Here is a 23,224-nt window from a genome sequence, read left to right on the forward strand (position 1 = left end):
GATGGTTAACTGCCGTATACGCCGCCCCGAGGCCGAACCGTTTGCCGGTTCGGGTTGACGGGCGGCTTTGTATGGGGGCGGAATGAGAGCTTGGACCAATGGGGGCCATTGGGTGAAAAGGGACAAACGGATAGCCATCCTGTCGGATGGGGATAAAAAGATAAAGGGAATTAAAGATATGTACTTAAAGGTATTTGACGGAAAACGGAATGGGGCAACTGTGCAGAGGGGCTACTCCTTGATACAGCTGTTGGTGGTGATGCTGTTGGTTTCGATAGTGGCGATGTAGGATATTAGGCCGTCTGAAAGATACTTCACATCAGCTTTCAGACGGCCTTATTGTCTGATGAATTTTTGATATTGGCGTACTTTTTTAAATACAGATAAAATCCCTGCTAATTATTTATAACGATATTTTTAGGATACACAGTGCTTGCTTTGGATTATTGTCATCAAAAGGCTGCAGAAAGCCATTCCAGTTTTTTATCCGGCTTTCGTTTTTTATCGGTAGAAAAACGAAATGCAATCACTGTTTTATATGCTTTTTGTCGCGAACTAGATGATGTGGTTGATGGCTGTACCGATCCAAATGTAGCTCAGATAACGTTGAATTGGTGGCGCAGTGATTTGGAGAAAGTATTTAATAATGAGATGCCGGAGCATCCTGTTCATCAAGCTTTAAAAGATATTCGGGCAAATTTTGACTTGCCGAAGAATGAATTTGAAGCTTTGATTGATGGCATGCAGATGGATTTGGAGCAGGCTCGTTATGGTAGTTTTGATGAATTAAAGCTGTATTGCCACCGTGTTGCAGGGGTGGTGGGTTGTCTTATTGCGCGGATTTTAGGTTTTTCGAATCCCCAAACTTTGGAATATGCGGACAAAATGGGCTTGGCTTTGCAGTTGACGAACATTATTCGCGATGTGGGTGAAGATGCGCGACAGGGAAGAATTTATTTGCCGATAGAGGAAATGCAGAAGTTTGATGTGCCTGCCAACGTCATCATGCAATGTAAACCGACAGACAATTTTGCAAAATTAATGCAGTTTCAAGTGGATAGGGCGCGTGAAACTTATCGTGAGGCTATGTTGCTTTTGCCGGCTGCGGATAAGAAATCGCAAAAAGTCGGCCTGATTATGGCGGCTATTTATTATGCGTTGTTAAATGAAATCGACCGTGATGGTGCGCAAAATGTGTTGGCTTACAAAATTGCGATTCCTTCTCCACGTAAAAAACGTATTGCTTTGAAAACTTGGCTGTTTGGATTTAAACCATGAATACTCAGCGTCCAAAAATTGCTGTAATTGGTGCCGGTTGGGCAGGTTTGTCTGCGGCGGTTTCCCTGATTCATCGAGCTGATATTGCTTTGTTTGAAGCCGGGAGGCAAGCGGGCGGTAGAGCGCGTACCTTAGCCGGGAAAGATGATGGATTCAGCTTTTTGGATAATGGGCAGCATATCTTGTTGGGCGCGTATCATGGTGTCCAAACTTTGATGCGACATATTGGCGTTCAACCTGAATCAGCCTTTTTACGCCAGCCTTTGCAATGGTACATCCATGAGGGATTGCAGTTTCAGACGGCCTCTCTGCCTGCACCGTGGCATTTGCTTGTCGGTATCCTGCGTGCAAAAAATCTTTCCTTTTCATTGAGAATCAAATTGCTGTCGGATATGTCGGCATTGCAACGTTGGACAGGCCATCATAAAACCGATTTGACGGTTGCAAAGTGGTTGAGAACACGAAATGTTCCGCGCAGCCTGCTTGGCCAATTTTGGCAACCTTTGGTTTGGGGTGCTTTAAATACGCCGTTAGAACAGGCATCGTTGCGCATTTTATGCAATGTATTGAATGATGGCGTGTGGTCTGAAAAGGCGAACAGCGATTATCTTTTGCCCAAGCAGGATTTGGGGCGGATCGTAGCCGAACCGGCTTTGGATTTTCTACACAAACATGGTACAAAAATCCATCTTGAAACCCGTATTACACATTTAAACCATCATATCGATGGCCGAATTGAAATCAATGGCGAAGTATTTGATGCGGTGATTTTGGCTGTTGCGCCATATCATGTTGACGCGCTTTTGCCTGAAGATACGCCTGACTATATTCAGACGGCCTATCAATCGTTGCATTACCATGCGATTACTACGGTTTATTTGCGTTATGCCCAAGCGGTCAAGCTGCCTGCGCCTTTAACCGGCTTTGCCGATGGTACGGCGCAGTGGGTGCTGCATCGGGGAGCGTTGGGTTTGCCGGATAATGAAGTCGCGGTTGTTATCAGCGTTTCTGATTACACCGAGGCTTGGAAGGATAAAGATTTAGCCGAGAAAATTCATGCGGACATTAAGCGGGTTTGTTCGGATTTGGATAAACCCGAAGCCGTACGCATTATTACGGAAAAACGCGCGACTACGGCGGCAACGGTTGATTTTGTACAACCTGATTTCTCATGGCTGCACCATCGCCGTATTTATCCGGCCGGCGATTATCTTCATCCGCGCTATCCGGCAACCTTGGAAGCGGCGGTTCAGTCAGGTTTTGCCGCGGCTGAAAAGCTTATGCTGGATTTGCGGTTTGAATAAACTGAGGCCGTCTGAATGTTCAGACGGCCTTTTTGACTTTACAAAACTTACCAAGTCGATACAATATCCAAAACCATAAAGTTCAAGGAAAAGTCATGACGACATTAGCGGACAAAACCATCTTGGTTACCGGCGCATCCCAAGGCTTGGGCGAGCAGGTTGCCAAAGCCTATGCGGCGGCCGGAGCGACTGTCATTTTGGTGGCGCGTCATCAAAAGCGTTTGGAAAAAGTATATGATGCCATTGTGGCTGCAGGCAGCCCAGAGCCGTTTGCCATCTGCTTTGATTTGATGAGCGCAGAGGAAAAAGAATTTAAACAATTCGCAGAAACCATTGATGAAGCTACTGGCGGAAAATTGGATGGCGTGGTGCATTGCGCCAGCTATTTCTATGCTTTGTCGCCATTGGATTTCCAAACCGTATCAGAATGGGTCAACCAATACCGCATCAATACCGTTGCGCCTATGGGCTTGACCCGTGCGCTGTTCCCATTGTTGAAGCAATCCGAAGACGCTTCTGTGATTTTTGTCGGTGAAAGCCACGGCGAAAAACCGCAAGCCTATTGGGGCGGTTTCGGAGCTTCCAAAGCCGCGCTTAATTATTTGTGTAAAGTGGCTGCGGACGAGTGGGAACGTTTTGATAACCTGCGTGCCAATGTTTTGGTGCCGGGTGCCATCAATTCGCCGCAACGCATCAAATCCCATCCGGGCGAATCGAAAAGCGAACGTAAAAACTACAAAGATGTCCTGCCGCAATTTATTTGGTGGGCAAGCCGAGAGAGCAGGGGGCGGACAGGCGAAATCGTCTATCTGTAAATCTACCTGCTCAGATTGGTTTGAGAACATGAGGCCGTCTGAAATCTATATTTTCAGACGGCCTTTAACTTATTGAGTTTTATATCTAAATAATGGTGTAGGTTTGATGTTTGACGTGCTAATAGGCAACCGTTGGGCTGGCACAAAATTAGATTTAGTAATCTAAGTTATAGTTATATTGGATAAATATGACGGAATTTGACTTTATCAGACAATATTTGCAGCGACAAAAATCGGAAGGTTTGATTTTGGGTATAGGCGACGATGCCGCCATTATCCGCCCAAGTAGCGGATTTGATTTATGTTTTAGCGCTGATATGCTGGTCAAAGGCAGACATTTTTTTGAAGATGTTTCGCCTGAAGATTTGGCATGGAAAATGCTTGCAGTAAATTTGTCCGATATGGCCGCTATGGGTGCCAAGCCGCGTTGGGTGTTACTCAGTGCTGCGCTGCCTGAATTGAATCAAGACTGGCTGACACGTTTTTGCGACAGCTTTTTTGCTTTGGCCGCGCGTTTTGATACGGTGTTGATTGGTGGCGATACCACCAAAGGCGATTTGGTCTTTAATGTAACGATAGTGGGCGAAGTGCCGACAGGGCGCGCCCTGCGGCGTGATGCGGCCGAAGTCGGCGACGATATTTGGGTATCGGGCCGCTTGGGTTTGGCTGCCGCTGCTTTGAACCAACATCTGGGGCATTATCAATTGCCGTCTGAAATCATGGCGGTTTGCGATGATAAATTGCTCCGTCCGGAGCCGCGCGTTTCATTGGGGCTGGCATTGCTGCCGTTTGCCCATGCTGCGCAAGATGTTTCAGACGGCCTAGCTCAAGATGTGGGGCATATTTTAAAAGCCTCTGCTGTCGGGGCGGAAATATTTGCCGATTGTGTGCCGTCGTTGCCTGAATTAAAAAACGTATTGTCGCGCGAGCAATGGTTGTCGGCAGTATTGGCCGGCGGCGATGACTACGAACTGATTTTTACCGCTGCTCCAGAAGACAGGGAACGCGTTTGTCAGGCAGCGGAACAAAGTGGCGTACCAGTCGCTCGAATTGGTAAAATTACCGACTCAGGCCGTCTGAATATTTTGGATGCCGAAGGCGGCGTATTGGAACTGACTTCTTTAGGATTTGATCATTTTGGCTGAACGTAAACCTACTTTTTCTTGGCTGTTGCACAAACCATTGTGTTTTTTAGGATTCGGTTTCGGCAGCGGCTTGTCGCCGGTTGCGCCGGGTACGGCCGGAACGCTGGCAGCATTACCTCTGGCTTTTGTATTGTGCCTGTTGGGCATAGACGGCTGGATATTGCTTTTATTGTGTATCGCCTTGTTTTTTTGGGGTATCCGCATTTGCGGTTATACCGAGAAGGAACTGGGTATTCAGGATTACGGCGGTATCGTCTGGGATGAAATTGTCGCGATGCTGCTGGTGCTGTCGCTGATTCCGTTTAAATGGAGCTGGTGGCTGGCTGCTTTTGTTATTTTCCGCTTGTTTGATGCGTTGAAACCATGGCCGATCAAATGGTTTGACCGGCGGATTCATGGAGGTTTAGGCATTATGCTTGATGATTTGATTGCGGCTGTGATGACCTTGATGGTCTTAGGCCTGTTTTATTGGATTGCGTGATGCGTTTTAAGTGTTTCGACCCTTTGCAAAAATAGGGCGGGCACGCCGGAATTATCCGGATTGAAATAAAATAAATACCATACGGGGTAAATAATTATGAATGAAATCGAGATTAACGTGGAGCCGCGTTATATGGCCGGTCAGAGCGATGTCTATCGTGACCGCTATGCCTTCAATTATCTGATTACCATCTGCAACCGTAGTGATGAAATCATTACTTTGCGTCAGCGTTTTTGGGAAATCACCGACGGACACGGTGAGACAGAGCAGGTCGGTCATGCTGGCCTGATTGAAGAGCAACCTGTTTTGTACCCGGGCGAAGCCTATGAGTACAACAGCGGTTCGCAAATCAGCACGCCTTGGGGCAGCATCGAAGGCGCGTATGAGTTTGAAGACAGTATCGGCAAACGTTTCGTTATCGGGGTGCCGAAGCTTGAATTCAAAGCAGGCTTTACTTTGCAATAGGCCGTCTGAAAAATAAAAAACCGGAACATGCGAAATGTTCCGGTTTTGTTTTTTCAGACGGCCTTATCAGTCTTTGCAAGGCTGTACCAATACCCACGGCGCCACGACAACCGCCCACATTTCCTGCTTATCCGCTAAAAATGTGCGTGCCATATCATCGCTGATGGCACCGAATTTGCCTTGTTCCATCCATTGTTTCAATGGTGCGGCTTCATCTTCGGCAACATGGCGGGCGACGGCAATCAAATCCAAATCGGGCGCAACATAGACGGCGGCACCGCGTGCGAAGTGGGGTTGCAGCTCTTCCCATGAAATGCGGGCGGTTTCGGTATTGAGTTTTTCGTTTAAGAGTGGAATAGACATAGGACAATCATCAAATAAAAAACGGATTGTAACCGATATTCTGCCTTTTGCCCGATGCCGTCTGAAAACGAAAGAAATTTACAGGGTTAACGTTATACAGTATCATTTTAATGTTTTAATTTTCTTTCAGACGGCCTGTTGTTCGTATTCGGGCAAGGGCGGTTTTAGGCTTATGAATTCTGTATTGTTGACCGGATTGCTGCAAAGGCTGCTGATTGCGCTTGTCGCATTGGCGGCGTTGTGGGCTGTATATTTTTGGGCGGTATCGCCATGAGTATCGTGGTGGAGAATCTGACGGTCAGCTATCAGCGCAGGCCGGTGGTGCATCATGTCGATATGGTGTTTGAAGATGGCAAGATGTGGACGATTTTCGGGCCGAACGGCGCGGGCAAATCTACCCTGCTCAAAGCCATTATGGGCTTGCAGAAGGCGGACACGGGCAGCGTGCGCTATGAAGATATGGCGCGCAAGGACATTGCCTATCTGCCTCAGCAGTCGGACATTGACCGCAGCCAGCCGATGACGGTGTTTGAACTGGCGGCGATGGGGCTGTGGTATGAAATCGGCTTTTTCGGACGCGTGAACGCAACGCAGAAAAAGCGCGTAATGGCAGCTTTGGAACGCGTGGAAATGCAGGATTTTGCCACGCGCCAAATCGCGCACTTGTCCAATGGTCAGTTCCAACGTGTATTATTCGCGCGGATGCTGGTGCAGGATGCCAAATTTTTGCTGCTGGACGAACCGTTTAACGCGGTGGATGCGCGTACAACTTATGCGCTGTTGGAAGTTTTGCGCCAGTGCCATCAGGACGGTCAGGCTGTGATTGCCGTGTTGCATGATTACGAGCAGGTGAGGGCATATTTTGCCAACACACTGCTTTTGGCGCGTGAAAAAGTGACTGCCGGTGCGACGGAAAATGTGTTGACCGATGAATTTTTGGCACAGGCCAACCGAATGATGCAGAAACAGGAAGCGGCCGATTGGTGCGCGGTTTAATGGACAAGGCCGTCTGAAAGTAAGTGTTTTTCAGACGGCCTAAGGCTTTCAGAGATTAATAAAAAAAGCGATAAAACATGAATTTATATGATTTAGTCGTTGCGCCGTTCGCCGAATTTGACTTTATGCGCTATGCCTTGGCATCGATTTTCTGCCTAGCATTGAGCGCGGCGCCCGTCGGTGTGTTTTTGGTGATGCGCCGCATGAGTTTGGTGGGCGACGCCTTGAGCCATGCGGTTTTGCCCGGTGCGGCCATTGGCTATATGTTTGCCGGCTTGAGTTTGCCTGCGATGAGCGTCGGCGGTTTCGCGGCCGGTTTGCTGATGGCTTTGTTGGCAGGTTTGGTCAGCCGGTTTACTTCATTGAAAGAAGACGCGAACTTTGCCGCATTTTATTTGAGCAGCCTTGCCATCGGCGTGGTTTTGGTCAGCAAAAACGGCAGCAGCGTCGATTTGCTGCATTTGCTGTTTGGCTCGGTGTTGGCGGTGGACATTCCGGCTTTACAGCTGATTGCCGTTTCTGCGAGTGTCACTATTTTGCTGATGGCTGTGATGTTCCGCCCGCTGGTGTTGGAAAGCATAGACCCTTTGTTCCTCAAGGCTGTCGGTGGTAAGGGCGGCTTTTGGCATGTGTTGTTTTTGGTGCTGGTCGTGATGAATCTGGTTGCCGGTTTTCAGGCATTGGGTACGCTGATGTCGGTCGGCTTGATGATGTTGCCGGCAATTACCGCCAGACTGTGGGCGAAAAGTATGGGTTGGCTGATGATTTTGTCTGTCGCATTGGCTTTGCTTTGCGGCTTGGCAGGACTGTTGTTTTCCTACCATATCGAAATCCCGTCCGGCCCTGCTATTATTTTATGCTGCGGCACGCTTTACCTGATTTCCGTCGTATTCGGTTGGGAAGGCGGCATTTTGGCAAAATGGTTGCGCCGCAAGAAACACCGCACGGCATGATTTTTCAGACGGCCGCTTGAATAATCAGGTGGTCTGTCTTATGATGATGTTAATGTTACGTTATATCACTGGAGAGAATATGAAACATTGGAAACTCGGCATTGTTGCCGCATTATTGACCGGTGCCGCTTATGCCGCTCCTTTGCCTGTTGTCACCAGCTTCAGCATTTTGGGCGACGTGGCCAAACAGATTGGTGGCGACCGTGTGGCCGTTCAAAGCTTGGTGGGCGCAAACCAAGACAGCCATGCCTACCACATGACCAGTGGCGACATCAAAAAAATCCGCAGTGCCAAATTGGTATTGCTCAACGGCTTGGGTTTGGAAGCCGCCGATGTACAGCGCGCAGTCAAACAGAGCAAAGTTCCTTTTGCCGAAGCGACTAAAGGCATTCAGGCTTTGAAAGCAGAAGAGGACGGCCATCATCATGACCATGATCACGAAGGCCATCATCACGATCACGGCGAGTTTGACCCGCACGTTTGGACCGACCCCGTCCTGATGGGTACTTATGCGCAAAATGTTGCCAATGCTTTGATTCAAGCCGACCCTGAAGGCAAAACCTACTATCAGCAACGTTTGGGCAACTATCAAATGCAGCTGAAAAAACTGCACAGTGATGCGCAGGCTGCCTTTAATGCCGTACCTGCCGCCAAGCGAAAAGTCTTGACCGGACACGACGCGTTCTCTTACATGGGCAAACGCTACAATATTGAATTTATCGCCCCTCAAGGCGTGAGCAGCGAAGCCGAGCCGTCTGCCAAACAAGTGGCTTCCATCATCCGCCAAATCAAACGCGAGGGCATTAAAGCCGTCTTTACTGAAAACATCAAAGACACGCGCATGATTGACCGTATTGCCAAAGAAACCGGCGTCAATGTCAGCGGACGTTTGTATTCTGATGCATTGGGTGGCGCACCGGCCAACAGCTACATCGGCATGTACCGCTACAATGTCAAAGTTATGACCGATGCCATGAAAAAATAAAGCGGCTTAAGGATAAAGGCCGTCTGAAACCTCAAAAACAAGGTTTCAGACGGCCTTTTATATGCTTATTTTTAAAATAAACCGTCAAATTTAAAATATAAAAATAAAATTTGTGCTATTAAAAGTTTAATTATCAAAAATTCATGCTAATTTGCTTGGTAAGTACGCACCATCCGTGCGAATTGCTTATCGGCTGTCTGCCGGCCACTCACGGCTTGACTTCACCCTGTTACAATTCGGCATCTTCACGTTTCTTAATATTACATCATGAGCAACCATTCGTCTTGGTCATCCAAAATCGGCTTTGTGCTTGCTGCGGCAGGCTCGGCCATCGGTTTGGGTGCAATTTGGAAATTCCCTTATACGGCCGGTACAAATGGCGGCGCCGTATTTTTTCTTTTGTTTTTGATTTTTACGATTTTGGTGGCTTTGCCGGTTCAATTGGCCGAGTTTTACATCGGCCGCACGGGTGGTAAAAATGCCATCGACTCCTTCAAAGTATTGCGCCCCGGTTCGCAGTGGCCGTGGGTTGGCCGCATGGGCGTGGCTGCTTGTTTTATCTTGCTGTCGTTTTACAGCGTGGTCGGCGGCTGGGTATTGAACTACGTCGTGCACAGCTTTACCGGTGAAATTCATGCCGGTGCGGATTTTGAAGCCTTGTTCGGCAAAACGATTTCATCGCCGTTTGGTTCGCTGTTTTACCAAGGCTTGTTTATGCTGATTACCATTTGGGTGGTTAAAGGCGGCGTTTCAGACGGCATTGAAAAGGCAAACCGCGTCTTGATGCCGGGTTTATTTATCCTCTTTATTGCATTGGCTATCCGTTCGCTGACCTTGCCTGGCGCAATGGACGGCGTGGCATTTTTGTTGAAACCGGATTGGTCGTATTTGAAACCGGGTACGATGCTGACTGCTTTGGGGCAGGCGTTTTTTGCCTTGAGTATCGGCGTGTCCGCGATGATTACCTATGCTTCGTATTTGGGTAAGGATCAGGATATGTTCCGCTCCGGCCACGTGATTATGTGGATGAACCTGTTTGTGTCGCTGCTGGCCGGTTTGGTGATTTTCCCTGCGGTATTTGCCTTCGGTTTTGAACCCGGTCAAGGCCCTGGTTTGATTTTTGTCGTATTGCCTGCGGTATTCATGAAAATGCCGATGGGTACGTATTTGTTTGCCGTGTTTATGCTGTTGGTTGTCTTTGCGACACTGACTTCCGCGTTTTCCATGCTGGAAACCGTTATCGCGGCAACCATCCGCCAAGACGAGAAAAAACGCAGCAGCCACGCTTGGGTAACCGGTATTGCGATTTTCATAGTCGGTATTCCTTCGGCGCTGTCTTTCGGCGTATGGAGCGAGTTTAAAATTTTCGGCAAAACCATTTTTGACTTGTGGGATTTCATTATTTCCGCCGTCATCATGCCGATTGGCGCATTGAGCGTTGCCGTGTTTACGTCATGGGTTCAGGACAGACAGTCTGTCCTGCGCGATGCAGGCATGGGCAGCACCATTCCGAAACAGCTGCTTTACCTGTGGTTGGGTGCGCTTCGCTATCTTGCGCCGATTGCGATTATTGTCGTGTTTATCAACTCTTTGGGTTTGATTTAATCCGATAGTGAAACAAACAGTCCGGCGTTGCATTGCTTCGCCGGACTGTTTGTTTAAAAATATCATTAAAAATATTAAGGCCGTCTGAAAATTTTTCAGACGGCCTTTTTATATAGCGAGGCTGATTAGAACTTCGCTTGCAGTCTCAGCCATGCGGTGCGGCCGGGTTCGTTCACACGCATGGTTTGAGTGCCGGCAGACGGGTCGCCACCACGGCTGACGAATTCAGCATAGGTTTTGTTGAACACGTTGTCCACGCCGCCTTGCAATGTGGCGTATTTGCTGAATTTCCAACCAGCGTTGAGCGAGAGTACGCCAAAGCCCGAGGAAGCGCCGATGTCTTGGCCGACGATATTGCCTTGGCCTTTACTGTAACGGTTTTGTTTGGCTACGACGCGCCATAATGCGCCCGCACTAAATTTGCCGTTGTCAAAGGCGAGGGTGTTGTTCCACTCGAGCGGCGGAGTTTGTGCCAAAGGTTTGCCATCGGTGCGGTTTTTGCCATGGGTGTAGGCGAGGCTGGTGCCGACTTCCCAGTTAGGTGCAAAGGTCCATTTGACTTCGGCTTCGCCGCCAAAGCGTGAAGCGTTGATGTTGCGCACGCCGAAATTCATGCCTTGGCGCTCCATCATGATGAAGTCTTTGATGTCGCTGCCGAATACGGATACGGAAGCGTGGAGATTAGGACGTTCCCAGATTACACCTGCATCGATTTGGCGGTTTTGCTCTGCGCGGATGGCTTTGTTTTCAGAGCGCAGGCGTTCCCAATAGTCAGGTGCGCGTTCGGCAATACCGAAGCCGGCATAGTATTTCAGGCCGTTGTCCGTATTTCTTTCCCAGCGCAGGAAGCCTGAGTTCAAATTGAATTTTTGATGTTTCAAAACGGGGTCGGTCACGCGCGCGGTATCGTAATGCGCTTTGACTTGGTCATGGCGCAAACCTGCTACCCAGCGTTGATTGTCGGTTTGCTGCCAAGCGGCTTCGGTGAAAACGCCCCATTGTTTGAAACTTTGGTTGGGCATGTAAGGCTTGTGACTGTAGCCGTCGCCGCCACGTTCCATGCGTGCGACGTGGACGTCGTCCAGGTAGTCCAAACCGGTTTGCAGGTTGAGCTTGTCCCAGTCAAAAGTGGCTTTCAGACGGCCTGTATCGGTATTGCGTTTAGGGTTGTTGGCATTTTTAATCTGCTTGCCGGCAGGATTGTAGATGGTACGCAGGCTGTATGTATCCATCACGTGGTCGATTTCGCTTTTGCCGTAGCGCAGTTCGAGTTCGCTGAACCAAGGAGTAAGGTTGCGCTGGGTAAAGCGGACGTTCCATGCATCGCGGTCGAATTTACTGCCGTCCATCATGCGGTCGGCGTAGGCAACCTTGGCTCTGCTGCGCTCGTATGTGCCGGCAATGGTGGTGTTTTCTGTCGGGGTAACACCCAGTTGCAACATTTGGCTGTCGCGTTTGAAGTTGGAGTGAATGCGGTTGCCGTCGCCGTCTTTGTAATCGTCGGCTTCGTTATGGGAGATATTGGTACGGACGTAGCCGTATTTGCCGCCGAATTCGGCTTCCAACGAGCCGTCAAGACGGTCGTTGCTGCCTGCCGTCAGAGTAGCGTTAATGTTGTAAGTTTTTTCAGTGAAATCAGGGTCTTTGCGGATAAATTGCACCGAGCCGCTGACCAATCCCATGCCTTGGGTAACAGTTTGCGGGCCTTTGGTGACGACGACTTTATCAAACGAATTGGGGTGGATATAGGCAGTCGGCGGGTCCATGCGCATACCGCAACCACCATAAATAAACTGGTCGTCGGCATTGACGGAGAGGCGCGAGCCGCCCAAGCCGCGGAACAGCGGATCGCCCGAGCTGCCACCTTTGCGGATGATGCTCATGTTGGGCACGGATTGTAAAAGGTCTGCCCCGTCTCCGGCAGGGAGGGGTTGCAAAGCAGCTTTGGGGTTGAAAGTAACGCGATTGGCTTTTTGTTGTTGTGTGCCGGTGACGGTGACAGGGGAAAGGGTAACCGTTTCTTCAGGTGTAGGATCGGTATCTGCCCATGCTTGGGATACGGCTAAGGCAATGGGTAAGATAAGTAATGGTGGGTATTTCATATCGTTTCTCTCTATTATTAGGAATTATTTTGACTAATACCTAAGTATTATACATAAAGTCTAGTTAAATAGAAGCAGTGGGATTTTAATCTAAATCAATATTTTCAGATTTTGGGCGAATAGGTTGTTTATTAAGATTGGTCATACCAAAATATTGATTTGAAGGCATTGGTGAGGTTACTCAATAAAAATGAATGTGTTTGAATTAAACTGCTTGCGATGGGGAGAATGGCATTTCTTGACGAAAAAATAGGGGATTGATTAGAATGGGCGGCCAATTGGTCAATCCAATTTATGGCCGTCTGAATACAACTGTCCTTCAATCATCAGGAATACAACATGACGAAATTGGTTCGTCCGCAAAAAATCAGCGATCAGGTTTTAGCCGTTTTGGAAGAACGTATCGCGACCGGCATTTATGAAGAAGGCAGTAAATTGCCTCCCGAACGTACGCTCTCGGAAGAATTCGGCGTGTCGCGTCCGTCGGTCCGGGTGGCATTGAATATCTTGATTGCCAAGCAGGTTTTGGAAGCACGGCAGGGCGATGGCTATTATGTTTCCGTCAAACCGCAGCAGGATTTTTTACAAAGCTGGCAGGATTTGCTCGGCAAGCATACCAATTGGGAAACAGACGTATTCGATTTCAGCTGTCACGTTGAAGGCTGTATGGCGGCTTTGGCTGCCGAAAGACGGACTGATGCCGATTTGAAACGCATTGACTTCTGGAGGCAGAAGTTCGAGACGGCCTGTGAAAGCGGAAATTTGGAGCATCAAGCCGAAGCAGACGTCAGCTTTCATCAAACCATTGCCGATGCTGCACACAATATCCTATTCAGTCATCTTTCCAGTAGCCTGCTCAAAATGCTTTATCAGCAAACACGCAGCGGCATTATCTATATCCATCAAACCGAAGACCCGCGCCCGACATTGATTGCCCAGCACCGCGCTATTTTTGAAGCCGTTGCGCAGGCCAAACCGGCGGAGGCTGCTGAAGCGGCCAAGCTACATTTGAATTATGTCGCCCGCCGCATTTTGCAGGACAGGGAATATCAAAGCCGCAGCGAGCATGCGGATGTATTGGCACAAAATGATTTGAAACGGGTAGATTGGTAGCGTTTAAAAATAATCAGGCCGTCTGAATTTTTCAGACGGCCTGATTTTGCAAACAAGGACTTTTAGTGCCACAATCTTCATCAATTCTGTCTGAAAACAAAGGAAGCACCATGTACCGTCATGTCGAGTATTATCCGGGCGACCCGATTTTGAGTTTGGTTGAAACCTTCAAACGCGACGAGCGTCCTGAAAAAGTCAATTTGAGCATAGGCATTTATTTTGATGACGAAGGCAAAATGCCGGTTTTGGAATCTGTCTGCCGCGCAGAAGCAGAACGTGCGGCCGTACCGCGACCATCGCCTTATCTGCCGATGGAAGGTTTGGACACTTATCGAAGCGCGGTTCAGCGTTTGTTGTTTGGCAAGGATAATCCGGCGCTGGCAGAAGGGCGTGTTGCGACCGTACAGACTTTAGGCGGATCGGGGGCATTGAAAGTCGGTGCCGACTTTTTGCACCGGTGGTTCCCTGATGCAAAAGCCTATGTCAGCGATCCGACTTGGGATAACCATAAAGGCATTTTTGAAGGCGCCGGTTTTGAAGTGGGGACGTATCCTTATTACAACCCTGAAACCGTCGGCGTGAAATTTGGAGAAATGACAGCGTTTTTCAAAACATTGCCGAAAAACAGCGTCTTGATTTTGCACCCATGCTGTCAAAACCCGACCGGCGTAGATATGTCGCAAGCGCAATGGGATGAGGTGTTGGACATCATCAAAACGCACAAGCTGATTCCATTTATGGATATTGCCTATCAAGGTTTCGGCGAGGATTTGGACAGCGATGCATATGCGATTCGTAAAGCCGTCGAAATGGGACTGCCTTTGTTTGTCAGCAACTCTTTCTCGAAAAACCTGTCGCTGTACGGCGAGCGCGTCGGCGGTTTGAGCGTAGTGTGTCCTAATAAGGAAGAAGCAGGGCTGGTATTCGGACAGTTGAAATTTACCGTCCGCCGCATTTATTCCAGCCCTGCAGCACATGGAGCATATATTGCGTCTGATGTGATGAACAGCGAGGAGCTACGCGCTTTGTGGGAGAACGAGGTTTACGCCATGCGCGACCGCATCCGTGCCATGCGTCAGAAGCTTTATGATGTTTTGACGGCCAAAATCCCCAATCGCGATTTCAGCTATTTCATCAAACAGCGCGGCATGTTCAGCTATACGGGCCTGACCGTAGAGCAGGTACACCGCCTGCGTGACGAGTTTGCCGTTTATTTGCTAGATTCGGGCAGGATGTGTGTGGCCGGTTTGAATGCATCGAATATCGATTATGTGGCCGAGGCATTTGCCAAAGTGTTGCAATAGCCGTTCAATCTGAAATTGAATGTAGTTTTATTTGAAGTAAATCAAAAGGCCGTCTGAAAAATTTTCATCTTTCAGATGGCCTCTTTATAATTGGCGCACCCAACAGGGATCGAACCTGTGACCTCCAGCTTCGGAAACTGACACTCTTCCAACTGAGCTATGGGTGCGGAAGCCGTAAGGTTAACGCATATTGGCTTTATTGGCAAAGTTTATCTTGAAAGTGTCTGAAAGTGGCATTGGCGGCCACTTTTTTGTATGGCTGGAATAATCAATTAACTACAAAGGCTTAGCAGAATTCAGACGGCCTTTTGAGGATTTTTGCGTATCTTTTTCTCAAGATGGATTGGAAAGCCTTTGCGAATTCAGTATAATCCAGCAAAATATTGTTAATTGCGTTTAACACATAAACTATAACTTACAGCACAACCTAACCTAACGGCGAGGCCTACCAAATGAAACAACTCCGCGACCACAAAGCCCAAGGCTCTGCATTGTTCACCCTTGTGAGCGGTATCGTTATTGTTATTGCAGTGATTTTCTTCCTGATCAAATTGGCGGGAAGCGGTTCATTCGGCGATGTTAACGAAACAACCGAAGCTGCGACTCAAACCCGTATCCAGCCAGTCGGCCAACTCAAACTGGGCGACGGCATCCCTGTCGGCGAACGTCAAGGCGACCAGATTTTCAACAAAATCTGTATCCAATGTCACGCGGCGGACAGCATTGTTCCTAATGCGCCTAAATTTGAAAACAAAGGTGATTGGGCTCCTCGTATCGCCCAAGGTTTTGATACCTTGTTCCAACACGCTTTGAACGGTTTCAACGCAATGCCTGCCAAAGGTGGTGCGGCTGATTTGACCGACCAAGAATTGAAACGCGCGATTACTTATATGGCCAACAAAGCCGGCGGTACTTTCCCTGATCCTGATGCTGCGGCTCCTGCCGATGCCGCTGCTTCCGGCGAAGCTGCTTCAGCTCCAGCGGCTGATGCTGCGGCTCCTGCCGATGCTCCTAAAGCGGACGCTGCCAAAGCTGAAGACAAAGGCGCAGCTGCCGGTGGTGCAGACGGTAAAAAAGTTTACGAAGCCAACTGCCAAGCATGTCACGGCGGTGCAGTTCCCGGTGTTCCTCATGTAGGCAAAAAAGAAGACTGGGCTCCTCGTATCAAACAAGGTAAAGACACCCTGCACAAACACGCACTCGAAGGCTTTAACGCAATGCCTGCCAAAGGCGGTAACGGCAGCCTGAGCGACGATGAAGTGAAAGCTGCAGTTGATTACATGGCTAATCAATCTGGTGCTAAATTCTAAGATTTGACTTTGAATCTCGAATAGAAAGCGCATTCTGCATAGGATGCGCTTTTTTCGTGCAGGAAGGCCTGATCTTGCTATAATACGGAAGTAGTAGATTGTGGTTTGTCTGAAAGATTCAGACGGCCTTCAAACACAATATTTTTTAAAGAAGTTCAACCATATTCACATACGACAAAACAATCACGGAGTTATCTCATGGCAAAAAAATATTTCGGTACTGATGGTGTGCGCGGCGAAGTCGGTCAATTCCCTATTAATCCTGATTTTGTCCTGAAATTAGGCTATGCGGCAGGTCAGGTTTTGGTGCAGCACGAAGGCGAAATCAAACCGACTGTCTTGATCGGTAAAGACACGCGTATTTCAGGCTATATGCTGGAAGCTGCGCTGATTGCCGGTTTTACCGCTGCCGGTGTTAATGTTATTCAAACCGGCCCTCTGCCGACTCCGGGCGTGGCGTATTTGACCCGTGCTTTGCGTTTGTCTGCCGGTGTGATGATTTCTGCTTCCCACAATGTTTATTCCGACAACGGCATTAAGTTCTTTGCCGAAGGCGGTGTGAAGCTGAGCGATGAAATCGAGTTGGAAATCGAAGCCAAAATCGATGAGGAAATGAAAACTCAGCCCTCCAGCCGTCTTGGCCGTGCGCGCCGGATTAATGGTGCGGATGACCGCTATATCGAGTTCTGTAAATCCACTTTCCCAAGTCATTTGGACTTGCGCGGTCTAAAATTGGTGGTTGATACCGCTAATGGTGCAGGCTATGCGGTTGCGCCTAAAGTATTCCATGAATTGGGTGCGCAAGTGGTCAGTATCGGTAATGAGCCAAACGGCTACAACATCAATGAAAAATGCGGTGCGACCCATCCGAAAGCTTTGCAAGCCGCTGTGTTGCAAAATGAAGCCGATTACGGCATTGCCTTGGATGGCGACGGCGACCGTTTGATGATGGTTGACCGCAATGGCAAAGTGTATGACGGCGACAGCTTGATTTATGTGATTGCCAAAGCACGCGCGCACGAAGGCGTGGAAATCGGCGGCGTGGTGGGTACGGTAATGACCAATATGGCGATGGAAGTTGCTTTGAAAGAGCAGGGCGTTGATTTCTGCCGCGCCAAAGTGGGCGACCGCTATGTGTTGGAACAGCTCCATCAACGCGGTTGGCTGATTGGCGGCGAAGCCAGCGGTCATATTTTGTGCATGGACAAACACAATACCGGCGACGGCATTATTTCCGCGCTGCAAGTTTTGGCTGCATTGCAAATCTTGAATCAAGACCTTGCCACCGTTTGCGCCGATTGGCAGCCGTATCCGCAAACCATGATTAACGTCCGCATTAAAAAAGGCCAAAACTGGCAGGATGCTTCCAAAGAGGCTTTGGCCGAAGTGGAAAAAGAACTCGAAGGCAAAGGCCGCGTGGTCTTGCGTGCTTCAGGTACCGAGCCTGTCGTGCGCGTGATGGTGGAAGCCAAACAGGCGGACTGGGCGAAAAAAGGTGCAGAAAAAATTGCCGCTGCCATTCAAGGTCAAAAGTAACAGTGTGTTTGATGTTGAATTGAACTAAATAAAAGGCCGTCTGTTGTTCAGACGGCCTTTGTGTTTCAGTTGAAAGCTTAATTGCTCAAGACATCAACGCCTTTAGGAGGGGTGAATTTGAACATACCGCTGGAAAGGTTAGGCTTAGTGTTCAAACCGCTGAAGCTGATGCTGGTTTGGTTGCCGAAGCTGTCTTTCAGCTGCATGGCGGCAAGGTTGTCGCCTTTGAAGCCGATGCGGATGTATTGGTAGCCGGCGTTGTTTTTCTTAGGCGTAGCCAAAACGTAGTCGATGCCGTTGGCAGAGCCGTCTTCTTTCAGCGTGTAGCTGCTGTCCAATGCGGTTTTGTTGGAGAGAATGGCGGCAGGGCTGTCGCCGATGGTTTGGTCTTGTGAGGACTTGGTTACTTGCGCCAAATCTACGTCATAGAGCCAAATAGTTTTGCCGTCGCCGACGATGGTTTGTTTGTAGGGTTTGGTGTATTCCCATTTGAACAAGCCAGGGCGCAGGATTTTGAATGTACCGTATGTGGTTTGGGTTTTCTTTTTGCTGTGAACGGTTTGGCTGAAGTTGCCGCTGATACCGTCGGCGTCATTATTGAATTTTTTCAGGGCGTCCACTGCGCCGGCTTGTGCAAAGCCGATGGCTGAAGAAAGCAGCGCGGCAGCGGTCAGGGTGAACAGTCGGGTAGTTTTCATGTTTTGGTTCCTTGTTCGGAGAGATGGGTTCAGTATAGACGTTATGGTGTAACAGGCAAGGGGCTGAATGGAGGGTTTAATTTGTGTAAATATGAAAAATCCAAGCAAGTGACTGAAATAACTTTATTTCTTCAGACGTCCTGCATTTGGTTTTGACGTTTTTTTAATGAAACGCATAAGGGCTTGGTGTGGTATTTAATGTCATTTTACGGAAAGCGTGAAATTATAGTCTTTCTGTTTGCTTTTTAAAACGGTTATAATATTTATCTTTTGAAAACAATGGTTTTGTATGTATCTGAATCCTTATCCTTTATTGGAACAGGCTTTGCTGTCGGACAATCCGGATGAAAAAGGAAAATTGACGCAGGCCTTGTTTGCGCAGTTGGGCGAGGCGGAAGGCTTGACGGCTGAAGCGTCGAAACCCGTGGATTGCCGTTTTGCCGGTCATCCGTTGCGTCCGCGTTTGGTTGCGCCTTCGGAGGTTACGCCGCGCAAGATGAATACGGTCGAAGGCTATGCGGCGATGTTGCATGCGATTGCGCATATTGAATTTAACGCGATTAATCTGGCTTTGGATGCGGCGTATCGTTTCCGCAATATGCCGTTTCAGTTTGTGCGCGATTGGGTAAGGGTGGCGAAAGAAGAAGTGTTTCACTTCGGCTTGATGCGTGGCCGTCTGAACAGCTTGGGCTACGATTACGGCGATTTTGAAGCGCATGGGCATTTGTGGGACATGGCGTATAAAACCGCTTACGATCCCTTGTTACGCATGGCTTTGGTGCCGCGGGTATTGGAAGCGCGCGGTTTGGATGTTACGCCGGGTATTCGTGCAAAAGTGGCGCAGCGCGGCGATATGGAAACCTGCGATGTGTTGGATATTATTTACCGCGATGAAGTAGGGCATGTCGCCATCGGCAATCATTGGTATCAGCATCTTTGCCGTGAGCGCGGTTTGGAACCGGTCGCCCTGTTCCGCAGCCTGATTGCGCGTTACGATATGTTTATCTTCCGTGGCTACGTCAATATCGAAGCACGGGAACGTGCAGGATTCAGCCGTTTCGAGCTGGATATGTTGGAAGATTTTGAGAAAAGTTTGAAACAGGATAAAAAGGCCGTCTGAAACGGTAAAACCATCATGGCACATCATCACGATCATTCGCACGCGCATACGCATACCGCCAACAAGCAGGTATTGCGCATTTCATTTTTCGTCATTGCCGGATTTATGCTGGTTGAAGCGGTTGGCGGCTGGCTGACTAACTCTTTGGCTTTGCTTTCCGATGCGGGGCATATGTTCAGCGATGCGTTTTCGCTGGGCATGGCATTGTGGGCATTCAAACTTGGCGAGAAACAGACCACGCTGCAAAAAACATTTGGGTATAAGCGTTTTGAAATTTTGACGGCGATGTTTAACGGCCTGTCGCTGGTGTTGATTGCGGCAATGATTTTTTATGAAGCAGTCAAACGATTGTTTTATCCGCCGGAAATTTTGACGGGCGGCATGTTGGTGGTCAGTATCATCGGATTGCTGGTCAACATCGGCGTCGCCGTTTATATGTTGAAAAATAGCGATACCGAAGAAAACGTCAATATGCGAGGTGCGTACCTACATGTAATCAGCGATTTGTTCGGCTCGATAGGGGCGATTGTCGCAGCGGTATTAATGATGGCGTATGGCTGGCAATGGGCGGATACGGTTGCCAGCGTATTGGTGGCGGCTTTGGTGGGGCGCAGCGGCTGGAAGCTGTTTAAACAGACTTTGCACATTTTGATGGAAGGCGCGCCGGAAAACATCCATACCGATGAGTTGCTCAGCGTTATCCGCAATACGGAAGGTGTAAAGTCCGTTCACGACTTGCATGTTTGGACGATTACCAGCAATATCCACGTTTTGTCCTGCCATATTGTTGTCGATGGCAACATGACGGTTGCAGAGTCTGAACAAATCGCCTACCGCATCGAACATGAATTGGCGCATCACAACATCGGGCATTGTACGATTCAGATTGAAAGCGAACAGCATCCGCATAAAGATGAAGTTTTGTGTTCGCAGGAAATGCACGAACATCATCACCATTAACCATATTCAGGCCGTCTGAAACTTGTTGGATTGTTCAGACGGCCTTCTAAAATCATCAAAGGAATACTTATGACCCAAGCCGTATTATTTGACCTTGACGGCACGCTTGCCGATACCGCACTTGATTTGGGTGGTGCGCTCAACACGGTATTGCGCCGACACGGTTTGCCTGAAAAAAGCATGGATGAAATCCGTCCGCAGGCCAGCCATGGTGCGAGCGGTTTGCTCAGACTTGGCGCAGGCATTACGCCCGACCATCCGGACTATATGCAATGGCGTAAAGAGTTTTTGGACGAATACAGCCGCTGCTATGCCGACCAAACCATCTTGTTCGACGGCGTGAACGAAATGTTGGAAGCCTTAGTTCAACGCGGTATCCAATGGGGCATTATCACCAACAAGCCTATGCGTTTTACCGATGTCCTCGTGCCTAAGCTTGGGTTTACTGTGCCTCCCGCCGTCATTGTCAGCGGCGATACATGCGATGAACCCAAGCCCAGCGTGAAGCCTATGTTTTATGCGTGCGAACAGATTGGTGTTGAGGCGCAGCGATGTTTTTATGTCGGCGATGCCGAGCGCGATATGCAGGCAGGCAAGAATGCAGGCATGACGACTGTGCTTGCCGATTGGGGCTATATTTCTACCGAAGACCAAACCGAAAACTGGCTTGCCGATTTCCGTATTGCCACGCCTTTGGATTTGTTGGCAATCTTGCGTTAAAACCCTGTAATAATCCGTTTTCAGACGGCCTGAAACGGCGTAAAATCGTACTAAGTTTGTATTTTTTCAACCGTTTTACTACTTGTAAAGAGAAAAATCATGTTCTTCAAGCATATCGAAGCTGCTCCTGCTGATCCGATTTTAGGTTTGGGCGAGGCGTTTAAAGCCGAAACCCGTCCGGAGAAAGTCAACCTCGGTATCGGCGTGTACAAAGACGCATCCGGCGCAACGCCTATAGTCAAAGCCGTCAAAGAGGCTGAAAAACGCCTGTTGGAAAGCGAAACAACCAAAAACTACCTGACCATTGACGGCGTTGCCGACTACAACGAACAAACCCAAATCCTGCTGTTTGGCAAAGACCACGAAATCATCGCCAGCCGTCGCGCCAAAACAGCGCAAAGCCTTGGCGGTACAGGCGCATTGCGTATTGCGGCCGAGTTTGCCAAACGTCAGTTGAACGCGCAAACCATCTGGATTTCCAATCCGACTTGGCCAAACCACAATGCCATCGCCAAAGCGGTCGGTATCCAAGACAAACCTTATCGCTACTATGATGCCGCCAAACACGGTTTGGATTGGGACGGCATGATTGAAGACTTGAGCCAAGCGCAAAAAGGCGACATCGTCCTGCTGCACGGCTGCTGCCACAACCCTACCGGCATCGACCCTACGCCCGAACAATGGGAAACTTTGGCAAAACTTTCTGCCGAAAAAGGCTGGTTGCCACTGTTTGACTTTGCTTATCAAGGCTTCGGCAATGGTTTGGAAGAAGATGCCTACGGCTTGCGCGTGTTCTTGAAACACAATACAGAATTGCTGATTGCCAGCTCTTATTCCAAAAACTTCGGTATGTACAACGAGCGCGTCGGCGCGTTCACCTTGGTTGCGGAAGACGAAGCAACCGCTGCACGCGCCCACAGCCAAGTCAAAACCATCATCCGTACCTTGTATTCCAACCCGGCTTCACACGGTGCGAACACCATTGCGCTGGTGTTGAAAAATGATGATTTGAAAGCACAATGGATTGCCGAACTCGATGAAATGCGCGGTCGCATCAAAGCCATGCGCCAAAAATTTGTCGAGTTGCTCAAAGCAAAAGGTGCAACCCAAGATTTTGATTTCATTATCGAACAAAACGGTATGTTCTCTTTCAGCGGTCTGACTCCCGAACAAGTCGACCGTTTGAAAAACGAGTTTGCCATTTATGCCGTCCGCTCCGGCCGCATTAATGTTGCAGGCATTACCGATGACAACATTGACTACCTGTGCGAAAGCATTGTGAAAGTCTTGTAATTGTCGAATTAAAGGCAAAGGCCGTCTGAACCATTCAGACGGCCTTTATTTTTTAGTTGTGGTGGCTTATCCGGCAACTGCGTTCATTCCCCAATAAATCATGGCATAGCGCAGCAGTTTGCCTGTAATCAGAATGATGGCGCAATGCAAAGCATTGAGCCTGAGCCAGCCTGCGGCAAGAGGGAGGGCATCGCCGATAATCGGCAGCCATGCAAACAATAGCGGCCAAATCCCCCATCTTTGTATACGCGCCAATACTTTTTCAGACGGTTTTTTCTTGGCCGGAAACATTCTGCCCATGTAATACGAAACCATACTGCCCAAGCCATTCGCCAAACCGGCACACAAACATGCGCCGAGGGCATGTTGCGGATATTGGTATACAAATGCGGCGTATGCCGCCTCGGATGTACCTGGAAGTAGTGTGGCCGAAGTGAAGGCAGAAGCAATCAGGGCAAGGTAAGCGTAAAGAAGGGGCATGTTTTGAGTTGCATCAAGTGATATTGTAAAAAAGAAATAACAGGTTCAATAAGAGGATTATGCCTTTATTTTTCAATATATCAAAATATAAATCCAATATTATTGAATTTTTTAAAATTAAACGTCTAAAGAGTAATGTGGTCGGCTGTTAGAAAATAGTTTTCAAAGTGACGGATTATCAGTATGATACGGACGCTG

General features: G+C 48.7%; 22 protein-coding genes and 1 tRNA gene. 18 read left to right on the forward strand and 5 right to left on the reverse strand.

All coding sequences use genetic code 11. The features are described 5' to 3' along the window. Window positions 1-429 precede the first annotated feature (429 nt). The 6 genes from hpnD (at window position 430) to apaG (ending at window position 5,488) form a co-directional block, all read left to right on the forward strand. Window positions 430-1,278 (forward strand): presqualene diphosphate synthase HpnD, encoded by an 849-nt coding sequence (gene hpnD / locus ACTHSX_RS08290; protein WP_440377423.1) that lies wholly within the window; start codon window positions 430-432, stop codon window positions 1,276-1,278. Then, window positions 1,275-2,582, forward strand: a complete 1,308-nt coding sequence (hpnE, locus tag ACTHSX_RS08295) for a hydroxysqualene dehydroxylase HpnE (protein ID WP_440377422.1) — start codon at window positions 1,275-1,277, stop codon at window positions 2,580-2,582. The genes hpnD and hpnE overlap by 4 nt, the downstream gene beginning before the upstream one ends. Window positions 2,583-2,677: 95 nt before the next feature. After that, window positions 2,678-3,397, forward strand: coding sequence for an SDR family oxidoreductase (locus ACTHSX_RS08300; protein ID WP_440377421.1), 720 nt, complete (start codon window positions 2,678-2,680; stop codon window positions 3,395-3,397). Window positions 3,398-3,585: 188 nt separating this feature from the next. After that, complete coding sequence (gene thiL / locus ACTHSX_RS08305) at window positions 3,586-4,542, forward strand: thiamine-phosphate kinase (protein ID WP_440377420.1); 957 nt, start codon at window positions 3,586-3,588, stop codon at window positions 4,540-4,542. Beyond that, window positions 4,535-5,023, forward strand: coding sequence for a phosphatidylglycerophosphatase A family protein (locus tag ACTHSX_RS08310; RefSeq protein WP_204789089.1), 489 nt, complete (start codon window positions 4,535-4,537; stop codon window positions 5,021-5,023). The genes thiL and ACTHSX_RS08310 overlap by 8 nt, the downstream gene beginning before the upstream one ends. Window positions 5,024-5,119: 96 nt before the next feature. Continuing rightward, window positions 5,120-5,488, forward strand: coding sequence for a Co2+/Mg2+ efflux protein ApaG (gene apaG / locus ACTHSX_RS08315; RefSeq protein WP_003682575.1), 369 nt, complete (start codon window positions 5,120-5,122; stop codon window positions 5,486-5,488). A 66-nt stretch (window positions 5,489-5,554) separates the two neighbouring features. On the opposite strand, the gene ACTHSX_RS08320 is transcribed toward apaG, so the two are convergent. Then, on the reverse strand, window positions 5,555-5,851 hold the full coding sequence (locus ACTHSX_RS08320; protein WP_004520632.1) for a DUF2288 domain-containing protein: 297 nt from the start codon (window positions 5,849-5,851) through the stop codon (window positions 5,555-5,557). A gap of 270 nt (window positions 5,852-6,121) precedes the next feature. On the opposite strand from ACTHSX_RS08320, the gene ACTHSX_RS08325 reads away from it, so the two are divergent. The 4 genes from ACTHSX_RS08325 (at window position 6,122) to ACTHSX_RS08340 (ending at window position 10,390) form a co-directional block, all read left to right on the forward strand. After that, the gene (locus ACTHSX_RS08325) at window positions 6,122-6,847 is read left to right on the forward strand and encodes a metal ABC transporter ATP-binding protein (protein WP_440377424.1); all 726 of its coding nucleotides are present in this window, start codon (window positions 6,122-6,124) and stop codon (window positions 6,845-6,847) included. 77 nt (window positions 6,848-6,924) lie between these two features. Further along, entirely contained in the window at window positions 6,925-7,800 is an 876-nt protein-coding gene (locus ACTHSX_RS08330) for a metal ABC transporter permease (protein ID WP_440377419.1), read from the forward strand. A 79-nt stretch (window positions 7,801-7,879) separates the two neighbouring features. Next, entirely contained in the window at window positions 7,880-8,785 is a 906-nt protein-coding gene (locus ACTHSX_RS08335; protein ID WP_440377418.1) for a metal ABC transporter solute-binding protein, Zn/Mn family, read from the forward strand. Window positions 8,786-9,052: 267 nt separating this feature from the next. Next, window positions 9,053-10,390 carry a sodium-dependent transporter gene (locus tag ACTHSX_RS08340; protein ID WP_440377417.1) on the forward strand — a complete coding sequence of 446 codons (1,338 nt, stop codon included), beginning with the start codon at window positions 9,053-9,055 and terminating at the stop codon, window positions 10,388-10,390. A gap of 125 nt (window positions 10,391-10,515) precedes the next feature. Here ACTHSX_RS08340 and ACTHSX_RS08345 read toward each other — a convergent pair whose 3' ends face one another. Next, window positions 10,516-12,492 (reverse strand): TonB-dependent copper receptor, encoded by a 1,977-nt coding sequence (locus ACTHSX_RS08345; protein WP_440377416.1) that lies wholly within the window; start codon window positions 12,490-12,492, stop codon window positions 10,516-10,518. Window positions 12,493-12,831: 339 nt separating this feature from the next. Between ACTHSX_RS08345 and ACTHSX_RS08350 the strand changes: the two genes are divergently transcribed. Together ACTHSX_RS08350 and ACTHSX_RS08355 are read left to right on the forward strand one after the other, a co-directional pair. Next, entirely contained in the window at window positions 12,832-13,605 is a 774-nt protein-coding gene (locus tag ACTHSX_RS08350) for a FadR/GntR family transcriptional regulator (RefSeq protein WP_440377415.1), read from the forward strand. Window positions 13,606-13,715: 110 nt separating this feature from the next. Next, window positions 13,716-14,909 (forward strand): amino acid aminotransferase, encoded by a 1,194-nt coding sequence (locus ACTHSX_RS08355; RefSeq protein ID WP_440377414.1) that lies wholly within the window; start codon window positions 13,716-13,718, stop codon window positions 14,907-14,909. Between the two features lie 91 nt (window positions 14,910-15,000). On the opposite strand, the gene ACTHSX_RS08360 is transcribed toward ACTHSX_RS08355, so the two are convergent. Beyond that, window positions 15,001-15,076 (reverse strand) — tRNA-Arg (locus ACTHSX_RS08360). A 285-nt stretch (window positions 15,077-15,361) separates the two neighbouring features. Between ACTHSX_RS08360 and ACTHSX_RS08365 the strand changes: the two genes are divergently transcribed. Further along, window positions 15,362-16,219 carry a c-type cytochrome gene (locus ACTHSX_RS08365; protein WP_440377413.1) on the forward strand — a complete coding sequence of 286 codons (858 nt, stop codon included), beginning with the start codon at window positions 15,362-15,364 and terminating at the stop codon, window positions 16,217-16,219. Window positions 16,220-16,417: 198 nt separating this feature from the next. Further along, complete coding sequence (glmM, locus tag ACTHSX_RS08370; protein ID WP_440377412.1) at window positions 16,418-17,755, forward strand: phosphoglucosamine mutase; 1,338 nt, start codon at window positions 16,418-16,420, stop codon at window positions 17,753-17,755. Window positions 17,756-17,832: 77 nt separating this feature from the next. On the opposite strand, the gene lolA is transcribed toward glmM, so the two are convergent. Further along, entirely contained in the window at window positions 17,833-18,453 is a 621-nt protein-coding gene (lolA, locus tag ACTHSX_RS08375; RefSeq protein ID WP_036493771.1) for an outer membrane lipoprotein chaperone LolA, read from the reverse strand. Window positions 18,454-18,742: 289 nt separating this feature from the next. On the opposite strand from lolA, the gene ACTHSX_RS08380 reads away from it, so the two are divergent. From ACTHSX_RS08380 to ACTHSX_RS08395, 4 genes are all read left to right on the forward strand, one after another. Continuing rightward, the gene (locus tag ACTHSX_RS08380; protein ID WP_295697944.1) at window positions 18,743-19,573 is read left to right on the forward strand and encodes a ferritin-like domain-containing protein; all 831 of its coding nucleotides are present in this window, start codon (window positions 18,743-18,745) and stop codon (window positions 19,571-19,573) included. A 15-nt stretch (window positions 19,574-19,588) separates the two neighbouring features. Then, the gene (locus ACTHSX_RS08385) at window positions 19,589-20,533 is read left to right on the forward strand and encodes a cation diffusion facilitator family transporter (protein WP_440377411.1); all 945 of its coding nucleotides are present in this window, start codon (window positions 19,589-19,591) and stop codon (window positions 20,531-20,533) included. A 69-nt stretch (window positions 20,534-20,602) separates the two neighbouring features. Beyond that, complete coding sequence (locus ACTHSX_RS08390) at window positions 20,603-21,253, forward strand: HAD family hydrolase (protein WP_440377410.1); 651 nt, start codon at window positions 20,603-20,605, stop codon at window positions 21,251-21,253. Window positions 21,254-21,352: 99 nt separating this feature from the next. Next, window positions 21,353-22,546 carry an amino acid aminotransferase gene (locus tag ACTHSX_RS08395; protein ID WP_311460498.1) on the forward strand — a complete coding sequence of 398 codons (1,194 nt, stop codon included), beginning with the start codon at window positions 21,353-21,355 and terminating at the stop codon, window positions 22,544-22,546. A gap of 66 nt (window positions 22,547-22,612) precedes the next feature. On the opposite strand, the gene ACTHSX_RS08400 is transcribed toward ACTHSX_RS08395, so the two are convergent. Next, window positions 22,613-23,026, reverse strand: coding sequence for a YqaA family protein (locus ACTHSX_RS08400; RefSeq protein ID WP_440377409.1), 414 nt, complete (start codon window positions 23,024-23,026; stop codon window positions 22,613-22,615). Window positions 23,027-23,224: the final 198 nt, after the last annotated feature.

It is taken from the genome of Neisseria sp. P0014.S002, assembly GCF_051958295.1.
GTDB lineage: Bacteria > Pseudomonadota > Gammaproteobacteria > Burkholderiales > Neisseriaceae > Neisseria > Neisseria flavescens_B.

Excerpts from the sequence above, each read along its gene's own strand:
- hpnE (WP_440377422.1), top strand. The coding sequence starts at position 1,275 with ATGAATACTCAGCGTCCAAAAATTGCTGTAATTGGTGCCGGTTGGGCA.
- ACTHSX_RS08300 (WP_440377421.1), top strand. The coding sequence starts at position 2,678 with ATGACGACATTAGCGGACAAAACCATCTTGGTTACCGGCGCATCCCAA.
- thiL (WP_440377420.1), top strand. The coding sequence starts at position 3,586 with ATGACGGAATTTGACTTTATCAGACAATATTTGCAGCGACAAAAATCG.
- apaG (WP_003682575.1), top strand. The coding sequence starts at position 5,120 with ATGAATGAAATCGAGATTAACGTGGAGCCGCGTTATATGGCCGGTCAG.
- ACTHSX_RS08320 (WP_004520632.1), bottom strand. The coding sequence starts at position 5,851 with ATGTCTATTCCACTCTTAAACGAAAAACTCAATACCGAAACCGCCCGC.
- ACTHSX_RS08325 (WP_440377424.1), top strand. The coding sequence starts at position 6,122 with ATGAGTATCGTGGTGGAGAATCTGACGGTCAGCTATCAGCGCAGGCCG.
- ACTHSX_RS08330 (WP_440377419.1), top strand. The coding sequence starts at position 6,925 with ATGAATTTATATGATTTAGTCGTTGCGCCGTTCGCCGAATTTGACTTT.
- ACTHSX_RS08335 (WP_440377418.1), top strand. The coding sequence starts at position 7,880 with ATGAAACATTGGAAACTCGGCATTGTTGCCGCATTATTGACCGGTGCC.
- ACTHSX_RS08340 (WP_440377417.1), top strand. The coding sequence starts at position 9,053 with ATGAGCAACCATTCGTCTTGGTCATCCAAAATCGGCTTTGTGCTTGCT.
- ACTHSX_RS08345 (WP_440377416.1), bottom strand. The coding sequence starts at position 12,492 with ATGAAATACCCACCATTACTTATCTTACCCATTGCCTTAGCCGTATCC.
- ACTHSX_RS08350 (WP_440377415.1), top strand. The coding sequence starts at position 12,832 with ATGACGAAATTGGTTCGTCCGCAAAAAATCAGCGATCAGGTTTTAGCC.
- ACTHSX_RS08355 (WP_440377414.1), top strand. The coding sequence starts at position 13,716 with ATGTACCGTCATGTCGAGTATTATCCGGGCGACCCGATTTTGAGTTTG.
- ACTHSX_RS08365 (WP_440377413.1), top strand. The coding sequence starts at position 15,362 with ATGAAACAACTCCGCGACCACAAAGCCCAAGGCTCTGCATTGTTCACC.
- glmM (WP_440377412.1), top strand. The coding sequence starts at position 16,418 with ATGGCAAAAAAATATTTCGGTACTGATGGTGTGCGCGGCGAAGTCGGT.
- lolA (WP_036493771.1), bottom strand. The coding sequence starts at position 18,453 with ATGAAAACTACCCGACTGTTCACCCTGACCGCTGCCGCGCTGCTTTCT.
- ACTHSX_RS08380 (WP_295697944.1), top strand. The coding sequence starts at position 18,743 with ATGTATCTGAATCCTTATCCTTTATTGGAACAGGCTTTGCTGTCGGAC.
- ACTHSX_RS08385 (WP_440377411.1), top strand. The coding sequence starts at position 19,589 with ATGGCACATCATCACGATCATTCGCACGCGCATACGCATACCGCCAAC.
- ACTHSX_RS08390 (WP_440377410.1), top strand. The coding sequence starts at position 20,603 with ATGACCCAAGCCGTATTATTTGACCTTGACGGCACGCTTGCCGATACC.
- ACTHSX_RS08395 (WP_311460498.1), top strand. The coding sequence starts at position 21,353 with ATGTTCTTCAAGCATATCGAAGCTGCTCCTGCTGATCCGATTTTAGGT.
- ACTHSX_RS08400 (WP_440377409.1), bottom strand. The coding sequence starts at position 23,026 with ATGCCCCTTCTTTACGCTTACCTTGCCCTGATTGCTTCTGCCTTCACT.